This window comes from Dyadobacter soli (genome assembly GCF_900101885.1).
GTDB lineage: Bacteria > Bacteroidota > Bacteroidia > Cytophagales > Spirosomataceae > Dyadobacter > Dyadobacter soli.
Map to the genome: position 1 here is coordinate 1 of NZ_FNAN01000007.1, position 24,185 is coordinate 24,185.

A 24,185-nucleotide genomic window follows, 5' to 3' on the forward strand; every position below is an offset into this window, starting at 1 on the left:
AGAGGGTGTCTCAATTAAAAAACGAGGCACCCTCTTTCATTTTATTTTTGATGATCTGGAATCGGCAGTAATATCTTAGACAAGAAGCTATTGGGCTCGATTTGGTTAATGAAGGCAAAAAACGGCTGTCTTAGGCCGCTCTTTTCCTTAGATTTTGGGCTAATGCTATTAATCCCCACTCGATTTCGACCTTTTGCTTGCCGCGGAGCATGAATCGCCGGAAGCCGTGATTGTTTTTGATGTTGCCAAAGACCGGTTCAACATCATAGCATCGCTTCTTTCGTTTCTGGATGCCTTCTTCACTTGTTAGCAGCTGGTCAGCTTGCTGCTTTTGCCTTTCTAGATTGACATTTATCTGAATCACCCGATCGCCTTGTGACTTGTGACAAGCTCCGTTCAATGGGCAATTTTGACAGTTTCTGGCTTTGTAAAGCCTTACGGTCTGCCCAAAGCCGGTGGTTGTTTTCCTTGTCCGATCGCCTATGTAAGCCATTTTCTGACCCATCGGACAGATATAATAGTCCTGCCCCGGGTTGTAATAAAGTTTGTCGGTGGCAAATGGGTGTTTCCTGTTGAAGGCGCGGTTCTGGCGTTTGTCAAATAGGTTGTACTTCACAAAGGCAGTCACCTTCTTTTCTTCCAATAAAGTGTAGTTTTCCTCCGAGCCGTAACCGGCATCGGCAGTCAGCGATTTGGGGGCAGCGCCAAAGCTTTTCTCATGCTGTTCCAGGTGACTGGACAGCGTGTTCGTATCAGTGGTATTGGGGTGGATGGAGTAATTTACGATGAACTGATTTGAGGTTGATATCTGAACATTATAGGCAGGTTTGAGCTGGCCGTTGCGCATATGGTCCTCCTTCAACTTCATAAAGGTAGCGTCAGGATCGGTCTTGCTATAACTGTTTCGTCTACCTAAAATGGCTTCCTGCTGCTCGTAGCGGGCAATATTGGCCGGGTAATGCTTGGTCACATAACCCAGTTTGGTCTTCATTTTCTTGTCGATGTTCTCCTTTTTACCGAGCACCTGGTTAAGCGTATCGACCGTATCCTGGACTTTCTCCTTATTGATTGTGGTCAAGTCTGGCGGCTCGGGCATGTTGTCTTCGGTGGCAGCCACGCTCTGTGCATACGCCCAGATCTCAGCCAGTTGTTTTTTCATTTTCTCCTTATTGCTGGCAATCGCCTTCTTCCAGACAAATGTGTATTTATTGGCGTTCGCTTCAATTTTGGTTCCATCGGTAAATACTTCCTCAATGCTCAGATATCCTTCCTGGGCAAGCAAGCTGACCACTTGCTCAAAAATCGTCCTGAACGTATCCTTTAAACGAACGCCCCTAAAACGGTTAATGGTGTTATGATCAGGGAAGCTCATTGAGCTCAAATACATAAAGTAAATGCTCTCCTTACAAGCCGCTTCCAGCTTCCTACTTGAATAAATATTGCTCATGTAGCCGAATACAAGCACTTTTAACAGCATCTGGGGATGGTAGCTCGCCGGGCCGGTCAGGTAGTAGGCAGCATTGAGCGACTCTAAATTGATCTTATTGATCACATCATCGACCACACGTACAACGTGACCTTTGGGGACTAATTCATCTAAACTTGGGGGAAGCAGCATTAACTGCTGCTGGTGATAGGGCTTGAAATTAGGCTGTCGTCGACCCATTTTTCCTTGATTTGCTTATACCTAAAGATAATCAATTCAGAAAAATTACCCAACCATGAAAATGAAAAAAGACTGCCTCATGTGAGACAGCCTCTTGCACTAAAAATCTTCCTACGGCGCCACTTCCACGATCATTTCGATCTCCACGGCGATACCGGAAGGCAACGAAGCCACCCCGATCGCCGAACGGGCGTGCTTGCCGCTTTCTCCGAAAACTTCTACCATGAAATCGGTGAAGCCGTTGATCACCTGCGGCTGCTGCGTCAATGTGGGCGTGGAGTTGACCAGGCCTAACACTTTCACTACACGTTTTACCTTGTTCAGGTCGCCGATCTCTTGTTTCAGAGAGGCGAGCAATGCGATCCCGCAGAGTTTCGCGGCTTCTTTTCCCTGCTCGACGGTGAGGTCGTCCCCTACTTTACCGAGGATTTGGCCGCCGCCGGGTTTATCGGGTCCGTGGCCCGAGAGGTAAACCAGGTTACCCACGCGCACCGCACTCAATATGGTCCCTTTCGACGGGTTCTTTTTCGGTATCGTAATGCCCATTTCGGTCAGTTTCTTTTCGACGTCGGGGCGACCGGACTGCGCGTTGCCACGGAAGCTGACGACAGCGAACAAAAGCAATAGTACAATCCGGGAAGTTTGTTTTAACATGGTAAGGTTAAGTTTAAAAATTAGATGGCGCCAAAATTAACAATCATTTGTTGAGAACTGCCATGAGCTGTACACTATTGTAATCCTCACCCTGCGCCGATAACACAGAAATTATTTTATTATCAACATTAATTCTCTATATAATTAAACAAAATTGAGTATCTGTTAAGTAACACTTGACTTTTACTGTCGTAAATCCCCCCTCTCCTATCTGTATCATCAGATTATCATATTGTTAAATAGCGCCTGAACGGAGCTGTTAAACAAGTCGGATTACCCAATTTTGTCGCCTCAAAACCGGAACTAACTTAATTCATTCACCATATCCATAAATCTACACCCATGTATCGATGTAAAGAAAGGTGGCCGCTGCGTGCTGGCACCTTGCAAAAATCGATTGCCCATGCGGCGCTGATCACCCTGATCGGCGGCACGAGCTGGGCAAGCCCGACTCTTGAAACCGGAATCAAATCCGGGAAAGCGCACTGGAATTTCACCAAAGCAGATCGTCAAATCAAAGGCCGCGTTACCGACGGCGATACGCCTGATGGTATCCCGGGCGCCAACGTTATTATTAAAGGGTCCCAGACCGGTACCGTTACCGACGCCTCCGGAAACTACTCCATCGACATCCCCGAGGGCGGTGCGGTGCTCGTTTTTTCTTATGTAGGTTATACAAGCCAGGAAGTTGAGACCGGGGCACGTACCACGATCGATATCGCATTGAAGGCTGACAGCAAGTCACTTAACGAAGTGGTGGTTGTCGGTTACGGTACGCAAAAGAAAGTGAACCTTACCGGTGCAGTGGACCAGGTAGGCCAGGAAGTGCTGCAAAACCGTCCGCTCCCCAACCTCGCGCAAGGCCTGGTGGGTGCGGTACCCAACCTGAACATCCGGATGTTCGATGGCAAGCCTACCCAATCGCCTTCATTCAACGTCCGCGGTACTACCTCGATTGGTCAGCAGGGAAGCGCATTGGTACTCATCGACGGTGTCGAAGGTGACCCGCGCATGTTGAACCCGCAGGATATCGAGAGTATTTCGGTGTTGAAAGATGCGGCCTCGGCTTCCATTTATGGTGCCCGTGCAGTATTCGGGGTGGTATTGATTACCACAAGACCTGCTCCGGAAGGCAAAATGAGGATTTCTTATTCGGCTAACTATTCGATCAAAGCGCCGACGGAGGTTCCCGACAATATCACCGACTCCTATCCCTGGGCGCAGGGTTTCAGCGACGCATGGTCGCGCTGGAACGACAACGGCAGCACGCCGACGGCGATCAACAAAACCATCGCATTCTCTCCCGCCTACCTGGCCGAGATTAAAAGAAGGTATGAAGACCCGTCGCTGCCACGCGTCGAAGTGAATCCTACTACCGGTGAATATCAATATTATTACAGCACCGACTGGTACAAACAGCTTTACAAAAAACGCCTCAGCGCACAGGATCACGCGCTTTCGATCGCAGGTGGTACTGACAAAGCCACTTATTTGCTGAGCGGCCGCTTCAACAACCAGGACGGTTTGTTCCGCTACAATACGGATAAATACAACATGTACAACTTCCGTGGTAAAGGCGGTGTGCAGCTGACGCCGTGGCTTCGCGTGGATAACAATACCGAGTTCTCGTCGATGAAATACCACCAGCCACTCAACGTGGGCGAGGGAAGCGGTATTTACCGTAACATCGCCGATGAAGGCCACCCGCTGGCACCATTGACCAACCCGGACGGATCGCTCTCATTCTCCGCGGCTTATACCGTGGGGGATTACTACTATGGCCGTAATGCCCAGGATCAGACACGTCGCTTCCTGAAAAACCAGACCGCATTGAAGGCCCAGTTCTTCGAAAAAGCGCTGACGATCAGGGCAAATATGACATTCCAGAACACCGACTTCGGTACGCACCAGGTGCGCGTTCCGGTGCCGTACAGCCGCGCGCAAGGCGTGACCGGCTACACGGGTACCAACACCAACGATATTGCCGAAGGAAGGAGCACTACCAATTACCTGGCTACCAACTTCTATGCGGATTATGTGAAATCGTTCAACAACGTGCACAACTTCACATTGCTGGGTGGTTTGAACTACGAGCAATCGAAGCAGGACAGCATTTTTGCGCAGCGTAACGGTCTCGTTTACAGCGGCGCCGACAATATCAACCTTGCACTCGGGCAGAGCATTACCACGGCCGGGCGTTACCGCAAATGGGCCATTGCCGGTGGTTTCTTCCGTTTGAACTACAACTTCCGCGAACGTTACCTGCTCGAATTGAACGGACGCTACGACGGTTCGTCTAAATTCCCGACCGACCAGCAGTGGGCATTCTTCCCGTCGGTATCTGCCGGATGGCGCGTGTCCGAGGAGCCGTTCTGGAAAGTGAATCCTAAAATCATTTCCAATGTAAAAGTCCGTGCTTCTTACGGCTCACTGGGGAATGGTAACATTCAGCCTTACTCGTTCAACGAGAAGTTCGGTATTTCTCAATTGGGACGTGTGATCAATGGTGTTCGCCCGCAAGCAACCGGTATGCCGGGGGTAGTACCTAACGATTTGAGCTGGGAAACTGCCACTACTGCCAACCTTGGTCTGGATTTCTATGCGTTGAACAGCCGTCTTTCCTTCTCGGGAGATATTTACCAGCGCAATACCACGAATATGTTTACCGTAGGGCCAACCGTGCCGGCAGTTTATGGAACGGTAGTTCCAAAAGGCAACTATGCGGATTTGAAAACCAATGGATGGGAGCTTTCCATCAACTGGGACGACCAGTTCAACATGGCATCCAAGCCTTTCCATTACAATGTGCGTTTCACACTGGCGGATTACAGAGCGACCATCACCAAATACAACAATCCCGACAAAAACCTGACCGATTATTACGAAGGCCAGCGTGTGGGTGAAATCTGGGGATATAAAGTGGCCGGCTTGTTCCGCTCCGACGACGAGATCGCAACATCTCCGTCACAAGCCAACATTCCGAATACGAACACCCGGAAAAACTACGTAGGTGACCTTAAATTCCAGAACCTGGATGGCGACAACGTGATTTACCAGGGCCTGAACCGCGTAGGCAATTCGGGGGACAAAACCATTATCGGTAACTCGGAACCACGCTACTCGTACGGCGTAAACCTGTCGGGCGACTGGAATGGCTTCTTCCTGGGTGCATTCTTCCAGGGCGTATTGAAGCAGGACTGGTACCCTTCATCGGAAGCGCGTTTCTGGGGACAATACAACCGACCTTACAACTCTTACCCACGCTGGCAGCAGGATAATATGTTCCGCGAGGAGCTGGGTAACTTCGATGCTTACCTCCCACGCCTCGTAGGTTACGTAGCGCAAGGCTCGGGCCGCGCATTGCAGGTGGCCAACGACCGTTACTTGCAGAATGTAGGCTATATCCGCCTGAGAAACCTGCAAATCGGCTACACCATTCCCGAGCGTTTCACTTCCAAAATCCACGCCCGCGACCTGAAAGTATATGTTTCCGGCGAAAACCTCTGGACATGGTCGCCGCTGTACAAATGGACCCGCGACACCGACGTTACCAGCATTTACGGATCCGATCGCGATCTGGGCGGCGGTACCTCCGGCGACGGTTACAACTATCCGATGTTGAAAGCTGTATCTATCGGCTTGTCACTCAATTTTTAATGGGAATTATGAAGACTAGTAAAATACTTAACTATACCCTTGCCGTAATGCTGATCGCTACGGCAAGCTCCTGCGACCTCAACGAGGTGCCGGTAGATACTGCCACGAATGAAGCCGTATTCGGCTCGGAAAACGGTTTGGACCTTTATGCAAACTCTTTTTACAACCTGCTTCCTGACCCGGACGCGGGCGTGTTCCAGATCGACGACAACTCCGATTTTGTTGCCCGTAATGGCGTGGATACTTACCTGGCGGTAAATGCATTAAGCCCTATTACGAGCGGTGGATGGGATTGGGGAAACCTTCGTAACATCAATTACTTCCTGGAAAACACAGAAAAAAGCACCGTTCCAACCAAGAACCATTACCTGGGCGTGGCGCGCTTTTTCCGGGCCCTGTTTTATTTCGATAAAGTAAAAAGGTTCGGTGATGTGCCCTGGATCGATAAAACCATCGACGTGAAGGACGACGCTACGCTTTACGGCTCGCGTATGAACCGCTACGAAGTAATGGACAAGGTACTTGCCGATCTTAACTTCGCGATCGAGAACATTACATTGACCTCCGATCCTTCGGTAACACGCATTACCAAGAACGTGGCGCGTGCGTACAAAACGCGCATTGCTTTGTACGAAGCTTCGTGGCGGAAATACCATACCGAGGACAACAAGCAGACAACTGCCAATGCATGGTATGAAGAAGTAGTGAAAGAAGCCAATGCGATCACCGGTTTCACGCTGCATACGAGCTCGCCGGACAGGGCTTACCGCGAAATGTTCATCGCAAAGAGCGCATTCGCCGATGAAACCATCCTTTCGGTTGCATTGAGCGCCAGTTTGCAGGTGTACAGCTCGGCCAACCGCCGGTTTATCAGCCCTACTTATGGTAACCGTCCCAGCCTGACCCGCCGTTTTGTGAATACCTACCTGAACCTGGATGGTACGCCATTTACCAGCAAGAAGGGTTACGAAACGACTACGTTCGTGGAGGAGGTTAAAAACCGCGACCTGCGTTTGAAACAAACCATCCGCACCGGCGACTATACCCGTACAGAAAACGGTGTTCCCGTGATCGCTCCGCCAAATTTCACCCAGACCTACACCGGTTACCAGCCGATCAAATGGTGCTACGACGAGCGTTTCCCATTCGACGACGAAAGCCGTAACGACAATGCGCACATTATCATGCGCTACGGCGAGGTGTTGCTCAACAAGGCGGAAGCATTGGCCGAGCTCGACAAAATGACCGACGCGGAATGGACCAATACCATCGGTGCATTGCGTAAGCGTGCAGGTATCACCGGCGCTACGCTCACGACCCTGCCTACCACAGCCGATCCTTATATGGTTTCGTTCTTTGGCAACAAGTTCAACAGCCCTGTGCTGCTGGAAGTATTGCGCGAAAGAGGTACTGAAATGGTTTTCGAAGGCCTCCGCCCGGACGATTTGAGAAGATGGAAACTCGGTAACCTCTTCCAGGACGCGCCCATGAATGGCATGTACGTGCCTGCACTCGGCGAATACGACCTGAATGGCGACGGCAAAAACGACGTATCGTTTTACCAGGGCACCAAGCCTACTTCTACCACGCCGGGCATCGCATTCGTGGATGTAAGCCCTTCGACAGCGGTAGGTCGGATCCAGCTTTCCAAAGGCACTTCCGGCGAAGTGGTCTGGAACCCGGGCCAGCGCGAATGGGCCGACAAGAAATACCTCTGGCCAATTCCCGAGCCCGACCGCATCCGGAACCCTGCATTGGGGCAAAACCCAGGCTGGTAATGTTAAATTCTTAAAAATCTGGTTCTGGAAATCCATTTTAGAAATCCATTTTAGAAATCCATTTTCTGGAAATCCTTAATCTCTCGATCCCCGGGCTAAAGACCGGGGCAATAGATTAACATCTGAGGTTGTCGGCAACGACAACCTCATTTTTTTGCCCTTATCCCCTTGCCCCGGTCTTTAGCCCGGGGATCAGATGATAAAGATTGATTGAATTGACTATCCAAAAAATATTTTGCCCTTATCCCCTTGCCCCGGTCTTTAGCCCGGGGATCAGATGATAAAGATTGATTGGAAATGACTATCCAAAAAATATTTTGCCCTTATCCCCTTGCCCCGGTCTTTAGCCCGGGGATCAGATGATAAAGATTGATTGGAAATGACTATCCAAAAAATATTTTGCCCTTATCCCCTTGCCCCGGACTTTAGCCCGGGGATCAGATGATAAAGATTGATAGATGGGATGACAAATGGCTATCTCAAAAAATATTTTACATACAAAACATGATTTTATATTTTGATAATACATACATTTAATGACTAAATAGACTAAACTATTGTTGGCCAGATGAAAGGGACTAACCTTGGCGAATTTGAAGAACTGGTATTACTCACGATCGCCTCACTCGCGGCCGAAGCTTACAGCGTTGCCATTTGTGATGAGCTGGAACGATATACCGGCCGTTCGGCGAAGCTGGGCGTGGTGCATGCCGTACTGAACAGGCTCGAAGAAAAAGGACTGGCCAAAAGCCGCCTCGGCGACGCAAGCGCCACGCGGGGCGGTAAACGGAAGCGCTTTTACGAAGTCTCCCACGCGGGCAAGGTGGCGCTCATGCGTGCGAAGGAGCTGCGCGAGTCGATCTGGCGGAACATTCCCGGCTTTAACCTCGAAGGCTCGATATGAAAAAGTCCGACCCGCAGCCTCCCAGATGGACCACCAGCTTCCTTCGCTGGTATTGCCGCCCGCGCCTGCTCGAAGACCTCGAAGGCGATCTTTACGAGTATTTTGAACGCAATGTGCGGCAAAAAGGCATTGCCCGCGCCCGGCTGATTTACTTCCTGGACGTGATCAAGTTCATGAGACCGTACACCATTCGTAAAATAGAACCTCTTACTTTCCTAACCCATTTCATGATGATCGGCAGCTATTTCAAAACCTCGCGGCGCAACCTCGTCCGCAACAAACTGTTTTCGTTTATCAATATCGTCGGCCTGGCTGTGAGCATGTCGGTAGGGCTGCTGGTCATCGCCATTGTGAACGACCTGCGTTCGTACGACGATTTCCACGAGAAGAAAGACCGCATTTACCGCATCAACACGCACCATCAGGCCGACGGGCGGGAACCCATGAACCTCGCTTCCACCTCCGCGAGAATCGCGCAGCGGCTCGCGGGCGACGTTCCGGGCATCGAGGATTTTACCATTATCCGCAACGGGTTTTCCGAAGATGCCAAAATAGGCCAGAACACGTTTCCGCTCGAAGCAACCTGGGCCGATGGGTCATTTTTTAAAGTGGTCACTTTTCCCCTGATTGCCGGAGACCCGGCGACGGCGCTCAAAGAACCCTATTCGCTCGTTTTGACTGAAAAAACCGCCCTTAAATTTTTCGGTACCACCCATGCGGTAGGTCAGACCGTCCGCTTGGACACCCTGGATTACCAGGTTACCGGGGTAGCCAGGGATGTGCCGCATCTTTCCCATATCCATTTCGACGCGCTGGTATCGTTTGCAACCGCGGAAGCATTGTTCGGGAAGAAAGGAGATGTGTTTAACAACTGGGACAATGTATGGTCCAACTACGTATACATCGCCGTGCCGAAAGGAGGCAGCACGACCGGCATTCAACGCGCGCTCGACCAGATTTGCAGGGAGGAAAACAAGGCATTGGTGCACCAGAAGGTCACCATGTCGCTCCAACCATTCAAAGACATTGCATTGGGAAGGAAACTTTCCAACAATATGGGCCCGCGCACCGAACCCACTACCCTATGGATACTGGGCGGGCTGGCTTTTGTGATCATCCTTTCGGCTTGTTTCAACTATACCAACCTGTCGGTAGCGCGGTCGCTCAGGCGGTCGCGCGAGGTAGGCGTACGTAAGATCATCGGCGCGCGCGGAAGCCATGTGCTCGGCCAGTTTATGGCCGAGTCGGTGATCATCGCCTTTCTGGCTTTGCTGTTCTCTTTCGGGCTTTACCTGCTGGTTCGGAGGGAATTCCTGGCGCTCGACCCGCACATTTCCGAGATTTTCAGGCTCGACCTGTCGTTCCGTTCGGTATTGTATTTCATCGCGCTGGCCCTATTCACCGGGCTTGCGGCCGGCTTCCTGCCCGCTGTGTTTTTCTCCAAGATCAATGCGCTTGCGGTCATGAAGGACGCATCGGGAATCAAAATTTTCAGGCATATCGGGCTGCGGCGGGTGCTTATCGTGACGCAATATGCGCTTTCCCTGATTTTCATTGCCACCACCGTCGTGGGTTACGGACAATACAAGGGCTTTTTGAATTTCGACCTCGGTTTCAACACCGGAAATATCCTTAATATCAAACTGCGCGGCGTGGATGCCGAAGTATTAAAAAAAGAGCTGGCCGAAATACCCGGAGTGAAGCAAATCTCGCATTCGAGCATGGTTACCAGCGTGGGCAGCATTTACGGGTTCGACGTGAAATACTTTCCCCGCAAGGACGCGCAACCCGCCGATTCGGGATTGGTGTGGGTGAATACCGTAGACGAGCATTACCTTCCTATTCACCAACATAAACTGCTGGCGGGCAACAACTTTACATTACGGCCCGAGAAAGGGAGCGAGAGCGAACTGATTGTAAACCAACAGGTTTTAAAGCGATTTAACATCGGCAACCAGGATCCGCATAAAGCGCTGGGGCAGATCATCGAAGTCAACGGACAAAAGCTGACGATCATAGGCGTGCTGAAAGATTTCCATTACGGCACGATGGAAAACAAGATCGAGCCGGCGATGCTGCGGTATTCCCGAAGCGAGCCGTGGGGATACCTCAACCTTCAACTTGCGACCAACGATCTTGAAAACACGATGGCGAAAATCGAATCCGCCTGGAAACGGTTCGACAGGGTGCATCCGCTGAAAGCCACTTTTTACGACGATCAGATTCAAGAAGCATACAGCCAGTTTTCCGTGATGGTGAAGGCCATCGGCTTCCTCGCCTTCCTGGCTATCTGTATTGCGTCCCTCGGCCTTTTCGGCATGGTCGTCTTCACTACCGAAACCAAGTTGAAGGAAATCAGCATCCGCAAAGTGTTGGGCGCCAGCGAGCCGGGGCTGATATACCTCCTTTGCCGCGGCTTCATCACACTGCTGGGCATTGCGGCGCTCATAGCCCTGCCGGCTACCTACCTGCTATTCGACAAATTGCTCCTTACCCGCTTTGCCTATCACCAGCCCATCGGCCTTCCCGAACTGCTCGGGGGAGCGTTGGTGGTTATGCTGCTGGCGCTGATCATGATTGGCTCGCAAACAGCCAAAGCCGCCCGGAGTAACCCGGCGAAAGTGCTGAAAAGCGAATAAAAAGAATCGCTGTCAATCCATGGCAGCGATTCTTTTTCAGTATTTACTTTGAAATACAAAGTACTTTATAAATATTTGAGAAAATCTTTAAACCGACCGCTATGAATCTTTTTACCCGTCTTGTCCTGTTTTACCTGGAAGCGAAAGGCAACAAATGGTTCCGTTACTTCGCGACCTTTTGCCGCATCGGCGTGGCGTTGGCCTTTATTCCTTCCGGTTTTGTGAAGGTCTCGGGTGAAAGGTTTACCGCGCTGCCCTCGAACAACCCGCTCGGCCACTATTTTGACGCCCTGCATTTGACCGGCTACTATTATACATTCATCGGCGCCGGGCAGCTGATTACCGCGGCCCTGCTGCTCATCCCGCGCACGGCAGTGCTGGGCGCCCTCATGGCATTTCCTATCATGCTGAATATCACCGTGCTGGTTTACGCCCTCCGTTTCGAAGGTACGCGCATTGTCACACTTATCCTCCTGGCGAACACTTACCTCATCTGCTGGTATTTCGACAGAATCCGGTACATCCTGCCCTTCAAAAAGGCCGACCTGGGCATTCCGGAATACAAGGCGGTGAGTAAAAAATTTCCTGTCAAGTTCTTCGCTATGGTGATTGCCATGATTGCCGGCGTCATTATCGGGAACCAATACATGTACGACATCCGTCCCGGCAACTCCCCGGAGGAATGCACGAACGGCTGCCCCGGTAATGATAACCCCGAGGCATGCAGGCAGTTTTGCGATTGCATTTACAACCAGGGTAAGCCGCTGAACGTCTGCCTGGACGCGTACGAGAAGGCGCCCAAAGCCAGATGAGTACGGAATGCACATTGAGACCACCTGCCGCCCTCCTTCGATGAAAAACCGTTAAATCACTGAAAAATGCCGAATACTCACGAAAACCGCCATTAAATAGTTTGAGAGCAACGGCTCCACGGCAACGCGTTACGTTTGCATTGTTTTCCGGCAAGCCCGGGGATCAACCTATCATTAGTCATGAAAATTAAATAAGTATAGACCGCTGGCAGTTCACATTGCCAGCGGTTCTTTTTTTATACACTAAATTTGTTTTTATATTTAATTAAATTATATATTTAGTCAGAAGGTTAACGAACCCATTTCAAACCACTAACCAACCTGACATATGGCAGCCATAGAAGTTTCCGGAAACACCCGCGGCACTGGCGTGGGCAGAGTGAGAAGCAAAGTGTCGACCCGCGTCGATATGACCCCGATGGTAGACCTCGGCTTTTTGCTGATTACATTCTTCATGCTCGCTACTACCATGAGCAAACCCACTTCGATGTCGGTATTCTTCCCGAAAAAGACCGACCTCGTCGAAACCGAACCGATCCGCGCTTCCGGGGTACTGACAATTTTCCTCGGCAACCACGATGAAGTCTATTACCTCGACGGCATTGCGCCGGATGATCAGCGCGCTCCTTCCTCATTGAAAACCACACGCCACGGATTCGAGTTGAGGAACGTCATTTTCGCAGGACAAAAACGCGTCGCAGCCTTGCCGGAAGAACGTCTTGGCAGTCGATCGCTGATTGTGGTGATTAAACCAACGGCGGTTTCGAGCTACAAAAACATGGTGGATGTGATGGACGAAATGGCGATTACCAAAACAAGAAGTTACGCATTGGTCGACAAGCTGACCGAAGCGGAAACAAAACTGCTCGGCGATCGCATTCAGGACAGTCCAATCCCAACCGATCAGCCCCTGGATAAGAAGTAATGCATTGGCTGTAATGCATTGGCAAGCCTGGTCGCCAGCTACTGCGCTACCTGCGACTTTCGTTCTGAAAACGCATACCATTGGACAACGACCAATGCGGTGACGAGCATCGGGGCGGCGATCAGGTTTACGACATTCCATCCCCAGCGGTCGAGGGCTGCTCCGGCTGTGAAAGACGATACGGTGGCGACGGCGTACACCATGAAGTCGTGGAAGGCCTGGCTTTTGGCGCGGTCGCCGGTTGCATAGGACTTGGTAAGCAAAGCCGTGCCGCCGATAAACATGAAATTCCAGCCGATGCCTAGAAAGATCAGTCCGGTTGTGAAATGGAACAGCTCCGTGCCCGACAGCGCCAGCGACAAATGCAGCAGAAATATCAAAATCCCGCACGAAATGACCCGCACCGCACCGAAACGCTGGATGAGGTCGCCCGTGAAAAAGGATGGTACAAACATGCCGAGCACATGCCATTGAATGACGACCGACGAGTCGTCCGCATTGTATCCGCATATTTTCATGGTGATCGGCGTGGCGGTCATCACCATGACCATCACCGCCGACCCTACTGCCGAAGAAGCAATAGCGCCGATGAATGGAGGCCGTTTCAATATCTCCGAAAGCGGCCGCTCGCGCTGCACAGGTTCCGCGAGCGCGTCCTGGCGTGTGTCATGACGTATACGTGAGACGGCCAACACCGCGAGGATCGATAACGCCATGAGCGATACATAAGAATAGAGAAACGGGATGTCCCCAATGTCCTTGGTAAGCCTGGCAATGGACGGCCCGGCCACGGCAGCAAAGACACCACCTGAAACCACCCACGAAATAGCCTTGCTCCTTTCGGCCTCCGGTACCGATTCCGCTGCTGCGAACCGGTAGTATTGCGAAAAGCCCTGATACGCTCCAACGAACATGTTGCCGAGTACAAAAAGCCAGAAATCGACGAGGTAAATGCCAAGCGACGCCAATGCGCCCGCCAGAAAGCCCAGGCCGATACCCACCATAAACCCCTTTTTCCGCCCGTATTTTTTCATAAACATAGAAGCGGGGATCAAAGCCGCAGCCGTTCCGATGCTGATCACCGCGACGGGTATGGTTGCCAAAGCCTTATCGGCAGCCAGATTGTAACCTACCAGTCCCGACAATGCGGCTACCAATATCCCCGCCGTCTGAAAAAATGCCTGACCGGCCACAAGCGGAAACACATTTGCCAGAAACCGGCCCCGTTCATTCAAAATCATTCTGGTATCAATTAGTTAATCCAAAACCACGTGTGCCAAGGTAAGGCAATGCCCTGCCACATCCGAGCCTTTCAGTAGGTTATTTCCAGCCGCCGTTGCCGATTTGCTATTTTTAGCCTTCAAGCGAAAAACAACCGGTTATGAATATACCTTCCACCGACGAGGTGCGGGCCATTGCAGCCATCACCGACCCGACGATCCGCAATTTGCGCATTACGCAATGCTACTGCGAGCTTTCAACCGCATTCGTCAGCCGCACGGGCCCGGTTGCCAACTGGTGCACGTTTGCTACCTGGGCATCCAAGCAGGCAGGCCAGAGCATCCGGCGTGAAGATCTGCTGAGGAGCATGGAGGCGCAGCTGAACCTTCCGCAGTTGGAGGAATTGAAGCTGCTGTGGCGCGTAGCAGTGGAGTTGGGCGTCGATGCGGCATTGCAGCAGAAGCTGTTCGGCATTATCCGCAATACGTGGCTGGCCGGCATCATCGATGACATCAGCGGGGCAGTGAGCCGTGGAAACCGGAAGGTTTTCGAAGAAATCGGCTGGGAATTTGCACGATTTCTCTCTGCTTATTCTCAGGATAAGGCATTTAACCAGCAGCAGCTCGACGATTTCTGCCGAAATCTGCGGCCCGGCAATCCGCCGGATGGCCAGCAGTATCTCAAACAGGCATTTACCAATTACTATCATGCATTCTTCGAGGAAGACGCCCAGTTGCGGACCGAATTGCAGCTGCTGGCCAACCTCGAAATCGGGTTTCATGAACAAACGCGCCTGCAACCGGAAATAGCGGCATCGCTGAATGCGGCATTCGCGGTAAACACCGAAATCGTGCGCAAGAAAATAACCGACGCATTCTTCCCGCCGGAAAGCTGGCTGGCACGTATCCGGCTCTCCTACCTGAAAATCACGGGCAAAACCTCGCGGCTGGACACGGCTATCAATAAATTAATGCACCGCCTGCAAAGCATTGTAAGGGAGCAGCTTACTATACATCTCATGACATTGACACTCCCTCCCGAACTGCGGCTTTCGCTGGCAAAGGATCTGAACAAAACCTACCCGGCGGCATTGCTGCACCTCTCCTGCCCCAGCCTGCTCACATTACTTTCGCAAATAGATCCTACCCCCGACAGTGTGGCACAAAGCGGCGCCGTCGATTGGGCCGACCTGCCGGAGCGTATGCATTTCATTACCGAACTGTTCCGCTGTTACCACATCGATCCGGCGCTGTACTCGGAGGCATTCACGCTGCAACAGGTAGCGGCCATGAAGGGCGGCAAATTACCGACGGGGCGGCTTTGAGCACGCATGATCCTGCGTCGGATACGCCCTGTCCAAGAAATTTTACCGGTCGAAAACTTGCTTGAAAAGCTCCCTTACGAATATATTCGCCCCATTGTCAAAATTGTATTTTTTCGGGTATGCGTACAAGGAAGGTGATTCCGGGTGTAGTTTTTTCTCTTATTTTCTCATTATCAGCAGCATTTGCACAAAACAAAGTCGATCTGTCCAATGCCATCAATGCCGCCCGCCTGAAAGCAGCCAAAGATACGGCCTGGCATAAGATCGAATTTGGGGCTAACATCAACCAGGGGTCGTTTAGCTCCAACTGGACCGGCGGTGGCGTGAACTCGATCGCGCTCGGTGTGTTTTTCAATGCATTGAACGAAAAGAAGAAGGGGAAGAATTCGTGGCGCAATGATTTCCAGTCGCAGTACGGTATTGTGCGCAACAAAGGCCAGGAAAGCCGTAAGAATGCCGACCGCGTTTTCTTTGATACCAAATACAACCGCGAGCTTTCCGACAAATGGAGCTTCTTCGCGAACGTCAACTTCCTTTCACAATTTGCGGCGGGCTACGAGTACAGCGCCAGCACCGACTCCGTCGCATTCAAAAGAAAGGTTTCCGGCCTGCTTTCGCCTGCCTACCTCACCGAAGCGATCGGTATCGAGTATCGCCCGGCCCCCTATTTCTTCGTGGACCTGGCACCCGGCGCATTGCGGCAAACCATCGTGGTAGACCGCGACTTGTATGTGAACACGCCCGACCAGAAGAACTACGGCGTACCTATCGGCAAGCGCGTACGCACGGAAGCGGCCCTCATCCAGCTCGTGGCCAACTTCGACAAGGATATCGCCAAGGACGTGAACCTGAAATTCAGGTACCTGATGTTTTCTAGCTTCCAGGACCCGTTGGAGATCGATAACCGCCTCGATGCCCAGATGACGGCCAAAATCAACAAATATGTGAATGTAAACCTGGGCGCTATCGTGGTTTACGATAAGGACCAGAGCAGCAAAATCCAGTTCGCCCAGGCTTTGAGTGTCGGTTTCCTGTTCGCGTTCTGATCAGAACGCTATGTTTTTCCAAAGCGTACCGTTTACCGTCGTGTAGGCGTGTAAAAGTCCTTGCTTGTGCAATGAACCAAGGTGTTGCTCGCTGTTTGCGAAACTTTGGCCCGAAAGCCCGGCAAATTCCTTGGTAGTCAGCGTCGGATACTGGGCGAAAAGGTCCTGCCAGTTTTTACTATACCAACCTTTCGGGGCACCGGGGTGCATTTTGGCGATCGCCGCTTCGAAAATTTCATAGGGTTTAAAACCGTAAATCTTCTCGTGTTGCCCCTCCCGGTTAAAGACGAGCAGGGTCGGAAAACCGCGGACAGCCCATTGTGCCGCCAGTTGTAAATCGCCCTGGAACAATTTGACAGCGTCCGTTTGGTAATCCTTTTCAAATTGACCAACATCCAGTCCGGCGTGGCTGGCAGCATCCGCAAGATGTTCCCAGCGGGTAATATTCTTTTTTTCCAGAAACACCATTTCCCTGATACGCCGCAGGAAAGCCAGTGCTTTACCTTCGTCCTGCATTTGCGCCGCTTTGAAAGCCACGGAAGGCGGATAGGATGAATGCAGCGGGTCTTCCAGCCACACATCGCCCACAATGGGCATCTCGTAATAGCGGCTCACCTCGTCCCAATGTGGCGCCACGTCCGTAGGTTTGCTGATCCCGCCGCTGTTGTACGACCAGTCGGGCAGCAGCCCGCCCATCCGGTATTCGAGCTCCACCAGCGGGCCGTATTCCAGTTTCAATTTCCGCAACTGCGGTTCGATGCCCCAGCAGGTAGAACAGATCGGATCGGTGAAATAGATGATTTTGACAGGTTTGATACCCGGTTCGACAGTAGCCCCGGCGCTTTCGCCGGGCGCGGACGGCAGTTCGCAAATGCCGCTTTCCGCATCACAGAGCAGTGGATTGTTTTTCATACCCGAAATTAGCTTTCGTATAGTTTCCAATCGTTATGCATTTCCCTTTGGTAACTGGTTACCTTTTGGAAACTACCCAGCGGTGACATACCTTTACATGCGACCAGATCAGGCAAAAAGATGAAGAAACAGGCATCGTGCAATACCACGCAGCAATGCAGAAAAAGGATACTTGCTATCCGTGACGCCATGGAGATCCTTTCGGGCAAATGGAAGTTCCATATACTGGGCACGTTGCTCCTCAACGACAAAATGCGTTTCATGGACCTGCTGCGGGAAGTGGACGGCATTGCTGCCAAGATGCTTTCCAAAGAACTGCACGACATGGAAATGAACCAGCTCATTACCCGCCGCGTGCTCGACACGAAGCCGGTAACGGTCGAATACGAGCTCACCGAATATGGCCGTTCCGTGGAACCGATCATCAACGAAATAGCCGGCTGGGGAATGCTTTACCGCAAAGGTGTGGTGGTGGAATGAAATAAAATAGACTTACGGTTACTTAAAATATTTTCGTTAATTGCCGTCGCACTAATTTATCCAATTACTTAGCCATGCGGACATTTCAACGACTATTAAAAGCAGCATTATCCTTAACTACCTGTGCACTTATCACTAACACGGCCCAGGCCCAGCTGAGCCTCGGGGTAAAGGGAGGGGTTAATTTCAGCAGTCTGGTCGTCAAGGACGACGATTTCACTAATTTTTCGGAACGGGTAGCGCCCAATTTTGCCATCATTTTCAACTATCAGATCGCCCCGACGTTCAGTATTCAGGCGGAGCCGGGCTTTTCTGCACGGGGAGTTACAATTCGCCCGTCAAACAGTACGCCGGTAATCGTTTTTCCCGGCTCGCCCCATCAGCGAGTGGAAAAGGGGGTGCTTAAAATCGGCTATTTTGAATTGCCGATCGTTGCCCAATACCGGCCACGGCTGACCGAGAAACTGGAAGCCATTATTTCTGCCGGTCCCGAAATCCGTTTCCGCACCGGACCGCAAAGGCAGGAAGTTACCACCGCCACCTACGTAAATGGCGAGAAAGTGGGAACAGTTACAAGAAAGGATTCCTATTCCGGTGACGACGCCGTCAGCGTTTTCGATGCCGGGGTTACCGCGGGTGCAGGCCTGGCCTATCCGATAGGGCGACTTAAAGTGTATGTCGAAGGGCGTTATCACCTCGGCTTGTACAATCTCGCATCCAATACCAACGATGGCGACGCGTACGACAGTAAAGTCCACAACCGGGGTGCCTCGGTAGTGCTGGGCGTAACGGTACCGATCTTCAAATAATGTCAATGGCCCCGTCCCGGGGTCATTTTCTTTTACTGACTGAAAAAGCTAACTTCCCACGTATCCTCTAAAATGATATAATTGCTCAACGAACAACAAATCTTTCAACCATAATGGAGCCCGCTTTAAATGTATTAATCATTGAGGATCACGAGCTTATGACATGGGCCCTGATCAAAGTTATCCGAGATGGCTTCGACAATGCTATCCTTCAATCGGCTTTTGACCTGGAACGCGGCCTTGAAATCCTGAAAGAAACCGACATTCAGCTCGTCATGCTGGACCTCGATATCCCTGGCGGCAACAGCCCGCGCATGATCGCGCAGATCCGGCAGATCCGGAAAGAAGTCCGCATTCTGATCTATTCGGGACTTTCGGAAAAACACCATGCACTGAAATACATTATGGCGGGCGCCGACGGCTTTATTTCCAAAAACGCCCCGAAGTCAGCCGTTTGTGACGCGGTGAGAACGGTGCTCAGCGATAAAAAGTACCTGCAACCGATCACGCAGGAGGCGGTTGTGAATGCATTGATATTCAAAAAATTCAGACGGCAGATTTCCGACACCATCCGGCTTACCAAAAGGGAGCAGGACGTGCTGCGATTGCTCCTGAAAGGCAAATGGACCAACGAGATCGCCGACGAACTCGGCCTGCAACCGAATACCATCAGTACCCACAAGGGAAGCATTTACATAAAATTCGGTGTCACCAACCCTGTCGAACTCTTCGAACAGGTACGGGCGAGAATGCCCGAGCTGCTGCATGAAAACGAGAGTAGCCCATCCGTAAAGTAGATCCGTGCTGCGTTTATGATTTACAGGCTCAGCTTACTTTTCCTTCTTCTCTTTTCCGTTCCCATATTTGCCCAAAACGGGTTCTCTGTCAGACACTTCACCGCCGACAACGGTCTCCCGCAGAACAGTATCAAAAGCATTTCCGCCGATACGAAAGGGTATATCTGGCTGGCGACGGAAGACGGCCTGGTGCGTTTTGACGGATTCAATTTCGTCGTTTTCAGCAAATCGGATCTCGGTATCAGCAGCAGCCGCTTCTATTCCCTTGAACCAGGGCAAAGGCGTAAGCCGGGGGTTACGTCCACGCGTAACGACGGTCGGACGGACATTTGCTATGCCACCAATGTCGCCAACGAAGCGGTCGTGATCCGTGACGGGCGGCCGCGACGTGATACCGCCTATACGTCCAATGTGCTGGCGGTGCGCAAGCGTTTGTCGCGAAGACCGAAAGACATTTTCGCCGTAGCCGGGTTACCGGATATCTGGAACGTGCCGCTCTCGAACGTCCGGGCAATGATCCCCACAGGCGATGGCGACGGAAATTTCTATCTGTGCGACAACGATACGGTCTCCTGTTACAAGCAATGGAGAAGGGTTTACGACCTGCGGGCGGAGACAGACGATTTATGGCATTACTTCGCCCTGGGCGGCAGGCTTTACCATCTGGATGCAGGTAACGCTTTTACTGCTATTTTCAATGGTCGCCGGTCACAGTTTCAGCTGAAAGGGGATTTTGCCGCGGAGCCACACGGCGCTGGAAGTGACAGGCATCGGGATACCAGACTTTACTGGAATCCCAATGCCGACCAGGCTTTTCTTTTCAGATCCGGTCATTTGTACCTGCTCGAACCGCAAAAAGACGGCACGCTCACCAGCCGGCTGCTCACGAAAGGTTTCGACCTGACGGCGAACAGTATCGATGTCGTGCATTACGACCCGCTCGCCGGGCTAGTACACCTCGGCAGCAGTACCAATGGGCTGTTTGTCCTCACATTGCATCAGTTTGAAACCGTACGGGTGAGCGGCAACGACCGGCCGAATATTTTCTATGCGCAAATTCCTTTCGGAAGCAATTCGGTGCTTACGCCCACGGGTATCATCGCGGGAAAAGACAATTCGGGCAAACCAATCGACAAGCGGCTACCGCTCCTGGAAAAGGTAAACCCCAGCGACAAACGGGTAATTTTTCGCGACCGGCAGGGCAATCTCTGGACGAAAAACATGCGGATACTGATCAAAATGGATGCAAACGGGAAGCATTTGATCGGTGGCCGGAAGCTGGGCCGGGAAGTGAAGGCCATTTTGCAGGTCAACGACTCGACCATGTGCCTGGGTATGTATGAACGAGGCTTGTTCACAATGCATATCGACGGCCCCGATAAGAAACCCAGGCATGTGGACGGTGTCTACAATAAAAATGTCACCTGCCTGGATCTGCAAGCCGAAAATCAGGTGCTCGTGGGTACCGAGGACGGCCTATACCACGCCGACTTGCACACCGGGAAAATCTCGCTGATCCAGGGTACCCGGGGGATTTACATCAAAAGCATCCATTCGTTCGGGAATGGCCGGGCGTGGATTACGGCGGCGGAAAAGGGCTTGCTGCTGCTCGACGGACCGCGCGGGCTGGTTACCTTCCCGCACGACAAGCAGGGATACCTGGCAAGCGCACATTGCGTGGTGGACGACGGACGCGGGTTTCTGTGGGTATCTACCAATCGCGGGCTGTTCCGGATAAGCCGGACGGACCTGCTCGCATTTGCCGGTTCCCGACCGGACACCCCGCCCGAGCAACCCGGCGAGGAAACAGCACAGCTGGCCCCGCCGCTATTTTACGAGTACCATGCAATGAACGAGGGGTTCAATACCAATGAATTCAATGGAAACTGCGCGCCTTGTGCCCTGAAATTCGACGACGGCACCATTTCCCTTCCCTCGCTCGAAGGCCTGGTATGGTTCCGGCCCTCGCATATACGCACTTACCTGCCCGGCGAGCCGCTGATGCTCGACCGCGTGGACGTGAACCGGCAGATCATCAGCGACCCGGGCGATACCGTCAGCCTGCCGCTTTCGCCCGAAAACGTCCGTCTCCATTTCTCTACGCCCTATTTTGGGCATTACGACAACCTGAACGTGTCGTACACCCTGATCCGCGATGCGTCGGATCTCCCCGGTGCTTCATGGATACCGCTGGACGATGAGGACGATCTCACTGTGCAATATTCCAATTTACCCTCAGGTACACATATGCTCGTGATCCGGAAGCAGGCCGGTTTTGGATTGAATAATTATACGATTAAAAAAATCTGGCTGACCGTGCCCCGGCATTGGTTTGAAACTGCATGGGCAAAGGCTGCATTTGCGGCGCTGTTGATACTCACATTCGTAGCCGGTGTGCGACTATACAATCATAAAAAACTGAAAATCATCCAGAAAGAGAAGCTGATGCTGGAAGAAATGGTACGGCAGCGGACGAGTTCCCTGGAAACCGCATTGGCGCAGCTGGAAGAATCTAAGCGCGATGTCGACGAGCAGGTGCACCTGATGTCGCGGATGCTGGCCTCGATCAGCCACGATGTGCAATCACCTTTGAACCACATTACCTTTGCCGCGGGCGATATTGCCGAAATGGTGCACACGGGCCCGAATGGCAAGATTATCGAGATAGCCAATGCAATAGCCATCGTTTCGAGCCGCACGGGCAAGTTACTGCACGGCCTTTTGAATTATATCAAAATCCAGGTGTACGGCAAAAGAATGCATTCCGGGCGGATTGAATTAAACAAACTGATCCTCGAAAAGCTCGACTTTTTCGAAAGCGTCATCCAGCACAACGGCAACCGGGTAACCCGCGATATTCCGCAGAACTTCCAGGTCGAATCGGATTATGAATTGCTTGCGGTCGTGATCCATAACCTGCTCGATAATGCGGCCAAGTACACGCGAAACGGGGAAATCGCATTGCGCTCGGGAATGCGCGATGGTGTTGCGGAACTCATTATTTCCAATTCAGGCCCTCCTCTTTCGCAGGAGAAAATGGATTTCATCAATCAAGCCGGCGGGGAAAGCACCGACTCCCGCCCGTTTCCGAACGAACGGGTCGTTAACCTGGGACTCATCATCATCAAAGAAGTGTCTCAACTGCTCGGTATCAGCATTAGCGTCAGGCAAACCGCTACCATCGATTTTCACATTCTTTTCAAAAAACCAGCCTGAAAAAACGCCCCACTCATTCGAATGGGGCGCCGCATTGCTGAAAATTTGTGCCTATTCCACGGCTACCCGCTGAAAATATACGCGGTCCTTGTCCTCAGCGGTGCCGCTACCGGAATAGGCCACAAGAATATCCTTGCCCACCAGCTTGATCACCGGAAATGTGGCATAACCGGCCTTCGAGGGCAGGTAACGGGTCCTTAGTTTCTTACCCGCCGGTGTCCGGATTTCCAGCCCGATCCGGCTCCCCTCCCCGGTATGCTCGTCCCAGACAATCGCCTGGTTACCATTTTTCAGGATTTGTATTTGCGGATGTTTGCCTGCTGTGCTGGCACCTACCGCGTTTTTAGCGGTGAATGTCTGCCCGTTATCTTTCGAAGAAGCGTAAAAAACACCTTTCCCCGACCCCATCGTGTACCACACGAATGACAGCCCCGTGCTCGTCTGCGCTATGGCCGGGCCGGTATGCGGGCAGGCGCTGATCACCCAGTTGTCGGGGCTGATGCGCGCCGGTGCCGAAAAACTTACACCATTGTCTTTGGAAACAATGTGGACCATATCCCTGATCGAATCGTTCAAAATTTTGCGATAGGCTACGTGCAGGCCGCCCGTATTATCGGTAAACAGGTCGGTGCGGCAGCATTGGCACACGGTTTCGTCGATCACCTTCTCGCCTTCGAACGCATTACTTTTACCGAATCTGGCAAAATAGAGCGAGGAGCCGTCGCGCGGGTTATTCTTCCGGCTGTCAAGCCACACAACGCCTACGCTGCGGTCGGGCAGTATTTCAAAATCGAAATAACGCTGGTCGATACTATTCGGATCGGGGCTTAATGGCGCCGGCGAAGTCCAGGTGGTACCGCCGTCGGCTGAGGAGGTGTAGTAGATCAGTCCTGAATACGGGTTCTTCGGATTCGGATTTGCCACGCCCCAGGCCGCTATTACCCGGCCATCCGGCGCTACGATCACTTTCGGCAGGTTTTCGCCATGCGGCTTCACTTTTTCGCTGCCCGGTACCAGGATGGTTTTCGAAAATCCATTGCCCTTCGAAACCCGGTAACACAGCACCGCTTTCGACTCCGAAACCGTCCGTACCCAGCTGAAAACCGCCAGCGTATCGGCGCTCTGGAAAAGATACGGGCAGGTGCCGGTGAAAGTACTGTCGATTGCACGCTCATTTTCGGCGATGGTTTTATCCGCCGGTATTTTGGAGCCCGCGCCGATACAGAGCAGCAGCAGACCGATATAATAAATGGTGTTTTTCATTGGTAAAATCAATATTCGGGCAAATTACCCAAACTTCCGTTAAAGCCGCGCCTTACCGGGCCCTGTGAAAGAATTTTCAGCA

At 51.9% G+C, this 24,185-nt stretch carries 17 protein-coding genes; 12 read left to right on the forward strand and 5 right to left on the reverse strand.

Annotated features, from left to right (window positions below):
* Positions 1–130: 130 nt before the first annotated feature.
* Both BLQ88_RS12200 and BLQ88_RS12205 read right to left on the reverse strand, forming a co-directional pair.
* Positions 131–1,666 carry an IS1182 family transposase gene (locus tag BLQ88_RS12200; protein WP_090145524.1) on the reverse strand — a complete coding sequence of 512 codons (1,536 nt, stop codon included), beginning with the start codon at positions 1,664–1,666 and terminating at the stop codon, positions 131–133.
* A gap of 111 nt (positions 1,667–1,777) precedes the next feature.
* Complete coding sequence (locus tag BLQ88_RS12205; protein ID WP_090149847.1) at positions 1,778–2,320, reverse strand: RidA family protein; 543 nt, start codon at positions 2,318–2,320, stop codon at positions 1,778–1,780.
* Between the two features lie 342 nt (positions 2,321–2,662).
* On the opposite strand from BLQ88_RS12205, the gene BLQ88_RS12210 reads away from it, so the two are divergent.
* From BLQ88_RS12210 to BLQ88_RS12235, 6 genes are all read left to right on the forward strand, one after another.
* Positions 2,663–5,977 (forward strand): SusC/RagA family TonB-linked outer membrane protein, encoded by a 3,315-nt coding sequence (locus tag BLQ88_RS12210; protein ID WP_090149850.1) that lies wholly within the window; start codon positions 2,663–2,665, stop codon positions 5,975–5,977.
* An 8-nt stretch (positions 5,978–5,985) separates the two neighbouring features.
* Complete coding sequence (locus BLQ88_RS12215; protein WP_229212679.1) at positions 5,986–7,755, forward strand: RagB/SusD family nutrient uptake outer membrane protein; 1,770 nt, start codon at positions 5,986–5,988, stop codon at positions 7,753–7,755.
* A gap of 568 nt (positions 7,756–8,323) precedes the next feature.
* Positions 8,324–8,659, forward strand: a complete 336-nt coding sequence (locus BLQ88_RS12220) for a PadR family transcriptional regulator (RefSeq protein ID WP_090149855.1) — start codon at positions 8,324–8,326, stop codon at positions 8,657–8,659.
* Positions 8,656–11,298, forward strand: a complete 2,643-nt coding sequence (locus BLQ88_RS12225; protein ID WP_090149857.1) for an ABC transporter permease — start codon at positions 8,656–8,658, stop codon at positions 11,296–11,298. The genes BLQ88_RS12220 and BLQ88_RS12225 overlap by 4 nt, the downstream gene beginning before the upstream one ends.
* A 101-nt stretch (positions 11,299–11,399) precedes the next feature.
* On the forward strand, positions 11,400–12,110 hold the full coding sequence (locus tag BLQ88_RS12230; RefSeq protein ID WP_090149860.1) for a DoxX family protein: 711 nt from the start codon (positions 11,400–11,402) through the stop codon (positions 12,108–12,110).
* Between the two features lie 328 nt (positions 12,111–12,438).
* Positions 12,439–13,035, forward strand: a complete 597-nt coding sequence (locus BLQ88_RS12235) for an ExbD/TolR family protein (RefSeq protein WP_090149861.1) — start codon at positions 12,439–12,441, stop codon at positions 13,033–13,035.
* A gap of 38 nt (positions 13,036–13,073) precedes the next feature.
* Here the strand turns inward: BLQ88_RS12235 and BLQ88_RS12240 are convergent, their stop codons facing one another.
* Positions 13,074–14,276, reverse strand: coding sequence for an MFS transporter (locus tag BLQ88_RS12240; protein WP_218132906.1), 1,203 nt, complete (start codon positions 14,274–14,276; stop codon positions 13,074–13,076).
* 140 nt (positions 14,277–14,416) lie between these two features.
* Here BLQ88_RS12240 and BLQ88_RS12245 point away from each other — a divergent pair, with 140 nt between their 5' ends.
* Together BLQ88_RS12245 and BLQ88_RS12250 are read left to right on the forward strand one after the other, a co-directional pair.
* A complete protein-coding gene (locus BLQ88_RS12245) occupies positions 14,417–15,580 on the forward strand; it encodes a hypothetical protein (RefSeq protein WP_090149864.1) in 1,164 nt (387 codons plus the stop codon).
* Positions 15,581–15,699: 119 nt separating this feature from the next.
* A complete protein-coding gene (locus BLQ88_RS12250; protein ID WP_090149867.1) occupies positions 15,700–16,626 on the forward strand; it encodes a DUF3078 domain-containing protein in 927 nt (308 codons plus the stop codon).
* Here BLQ88_RS12250 and BLQ88_RS12255 read toward each other — a convergent pair whose 3' ends face one another.
* A complete protein-coding gene (locus BLQ88_RS12255; RefSeq protein WP_090149869.1) occupies positions 16,627–17,538 on the reverse strand; it encodes a ClpXP adapter SpxH family protein in 912 nt (303 codons plus the stop codon).
* A 120-nt stretch (positions 17,539–17,658) separates the two neighbouring features.
* Here BLQ88_RS12255 and BLQ88_RS12260 point away from each other — a divergent pair, with 120 nt between their 5' ends.
* The 4 genes from BLQ88_RS12260 (at position 17,659) to BLQ88_RS12275 (ending at position 22,840) form a co-directional block, all read left to right on the forward strand.
* Complete coding sequence (locus BLQ88_RS12260) at positions 17,659–18,018, forward strand: winged helix-turn-helix transcriptional regulator (RefSeq protein WP_090149871.1); 360 nt, start codon at positions 17,659–17,661, stop codon at positions 18,016–18,018.
* Between the two features lie 74 nt (positions 18,019–18,092).
* Positions 18,093–18,827 carry a porin family protein gene (locus BLQ88_RS12265; RefSeq protein WP_090149873.1) on the forward strand — a complete coding sequence of 245 codons (735 nt, stop codon included), beginning with the start codon at positions 18,093–18,095 and terminating at the stop codon, positions 18,825–18,827.
* A gap of 113 nt (positions 18,828–18,940) precedes the next feature.
* On the forward strand, positions 18,941–19,624 hold the full coding sequence (locus BLQ88_RS12270) for a response regulator transcription factor (RefSeq protein WP_090149875.1): 684 nt from the start codon (positions 18,941–18,943) through the stop codon (positions 19,622–19,624).
* A gap of 15 nt (positions 19,625–19,639) precedes the next feature.
* Positions 19,640–22,840, forward strand: coding sequence for a sensor histidine kinase (locus BLQ88_RS12275; RefSeq protein ID WP_090149877.1), 3,201 nt, complete (start codon positions 19,640–19,642; stop codon positions 22,838–22,840).
* 51 nt (positions 22,841–22,891) lie between these two features.
* Here the strand turns inward: BLQ88_RS12275 and BLQ88_RS12280 are convergent, their stop codons facing one another.
* Positions 22,892–24,103, reverse strand: a complete 1,212-nt coding sequence (locus BLQ88_RS12280; RefSeq protein WP_090149878.1) for a sialidase family protein — start codon at positions 24,101–24,103, stop codon at positions 22,892–22,894.
* Positions 24,104–24,185 lie beyond the last annotated feature (82 nt).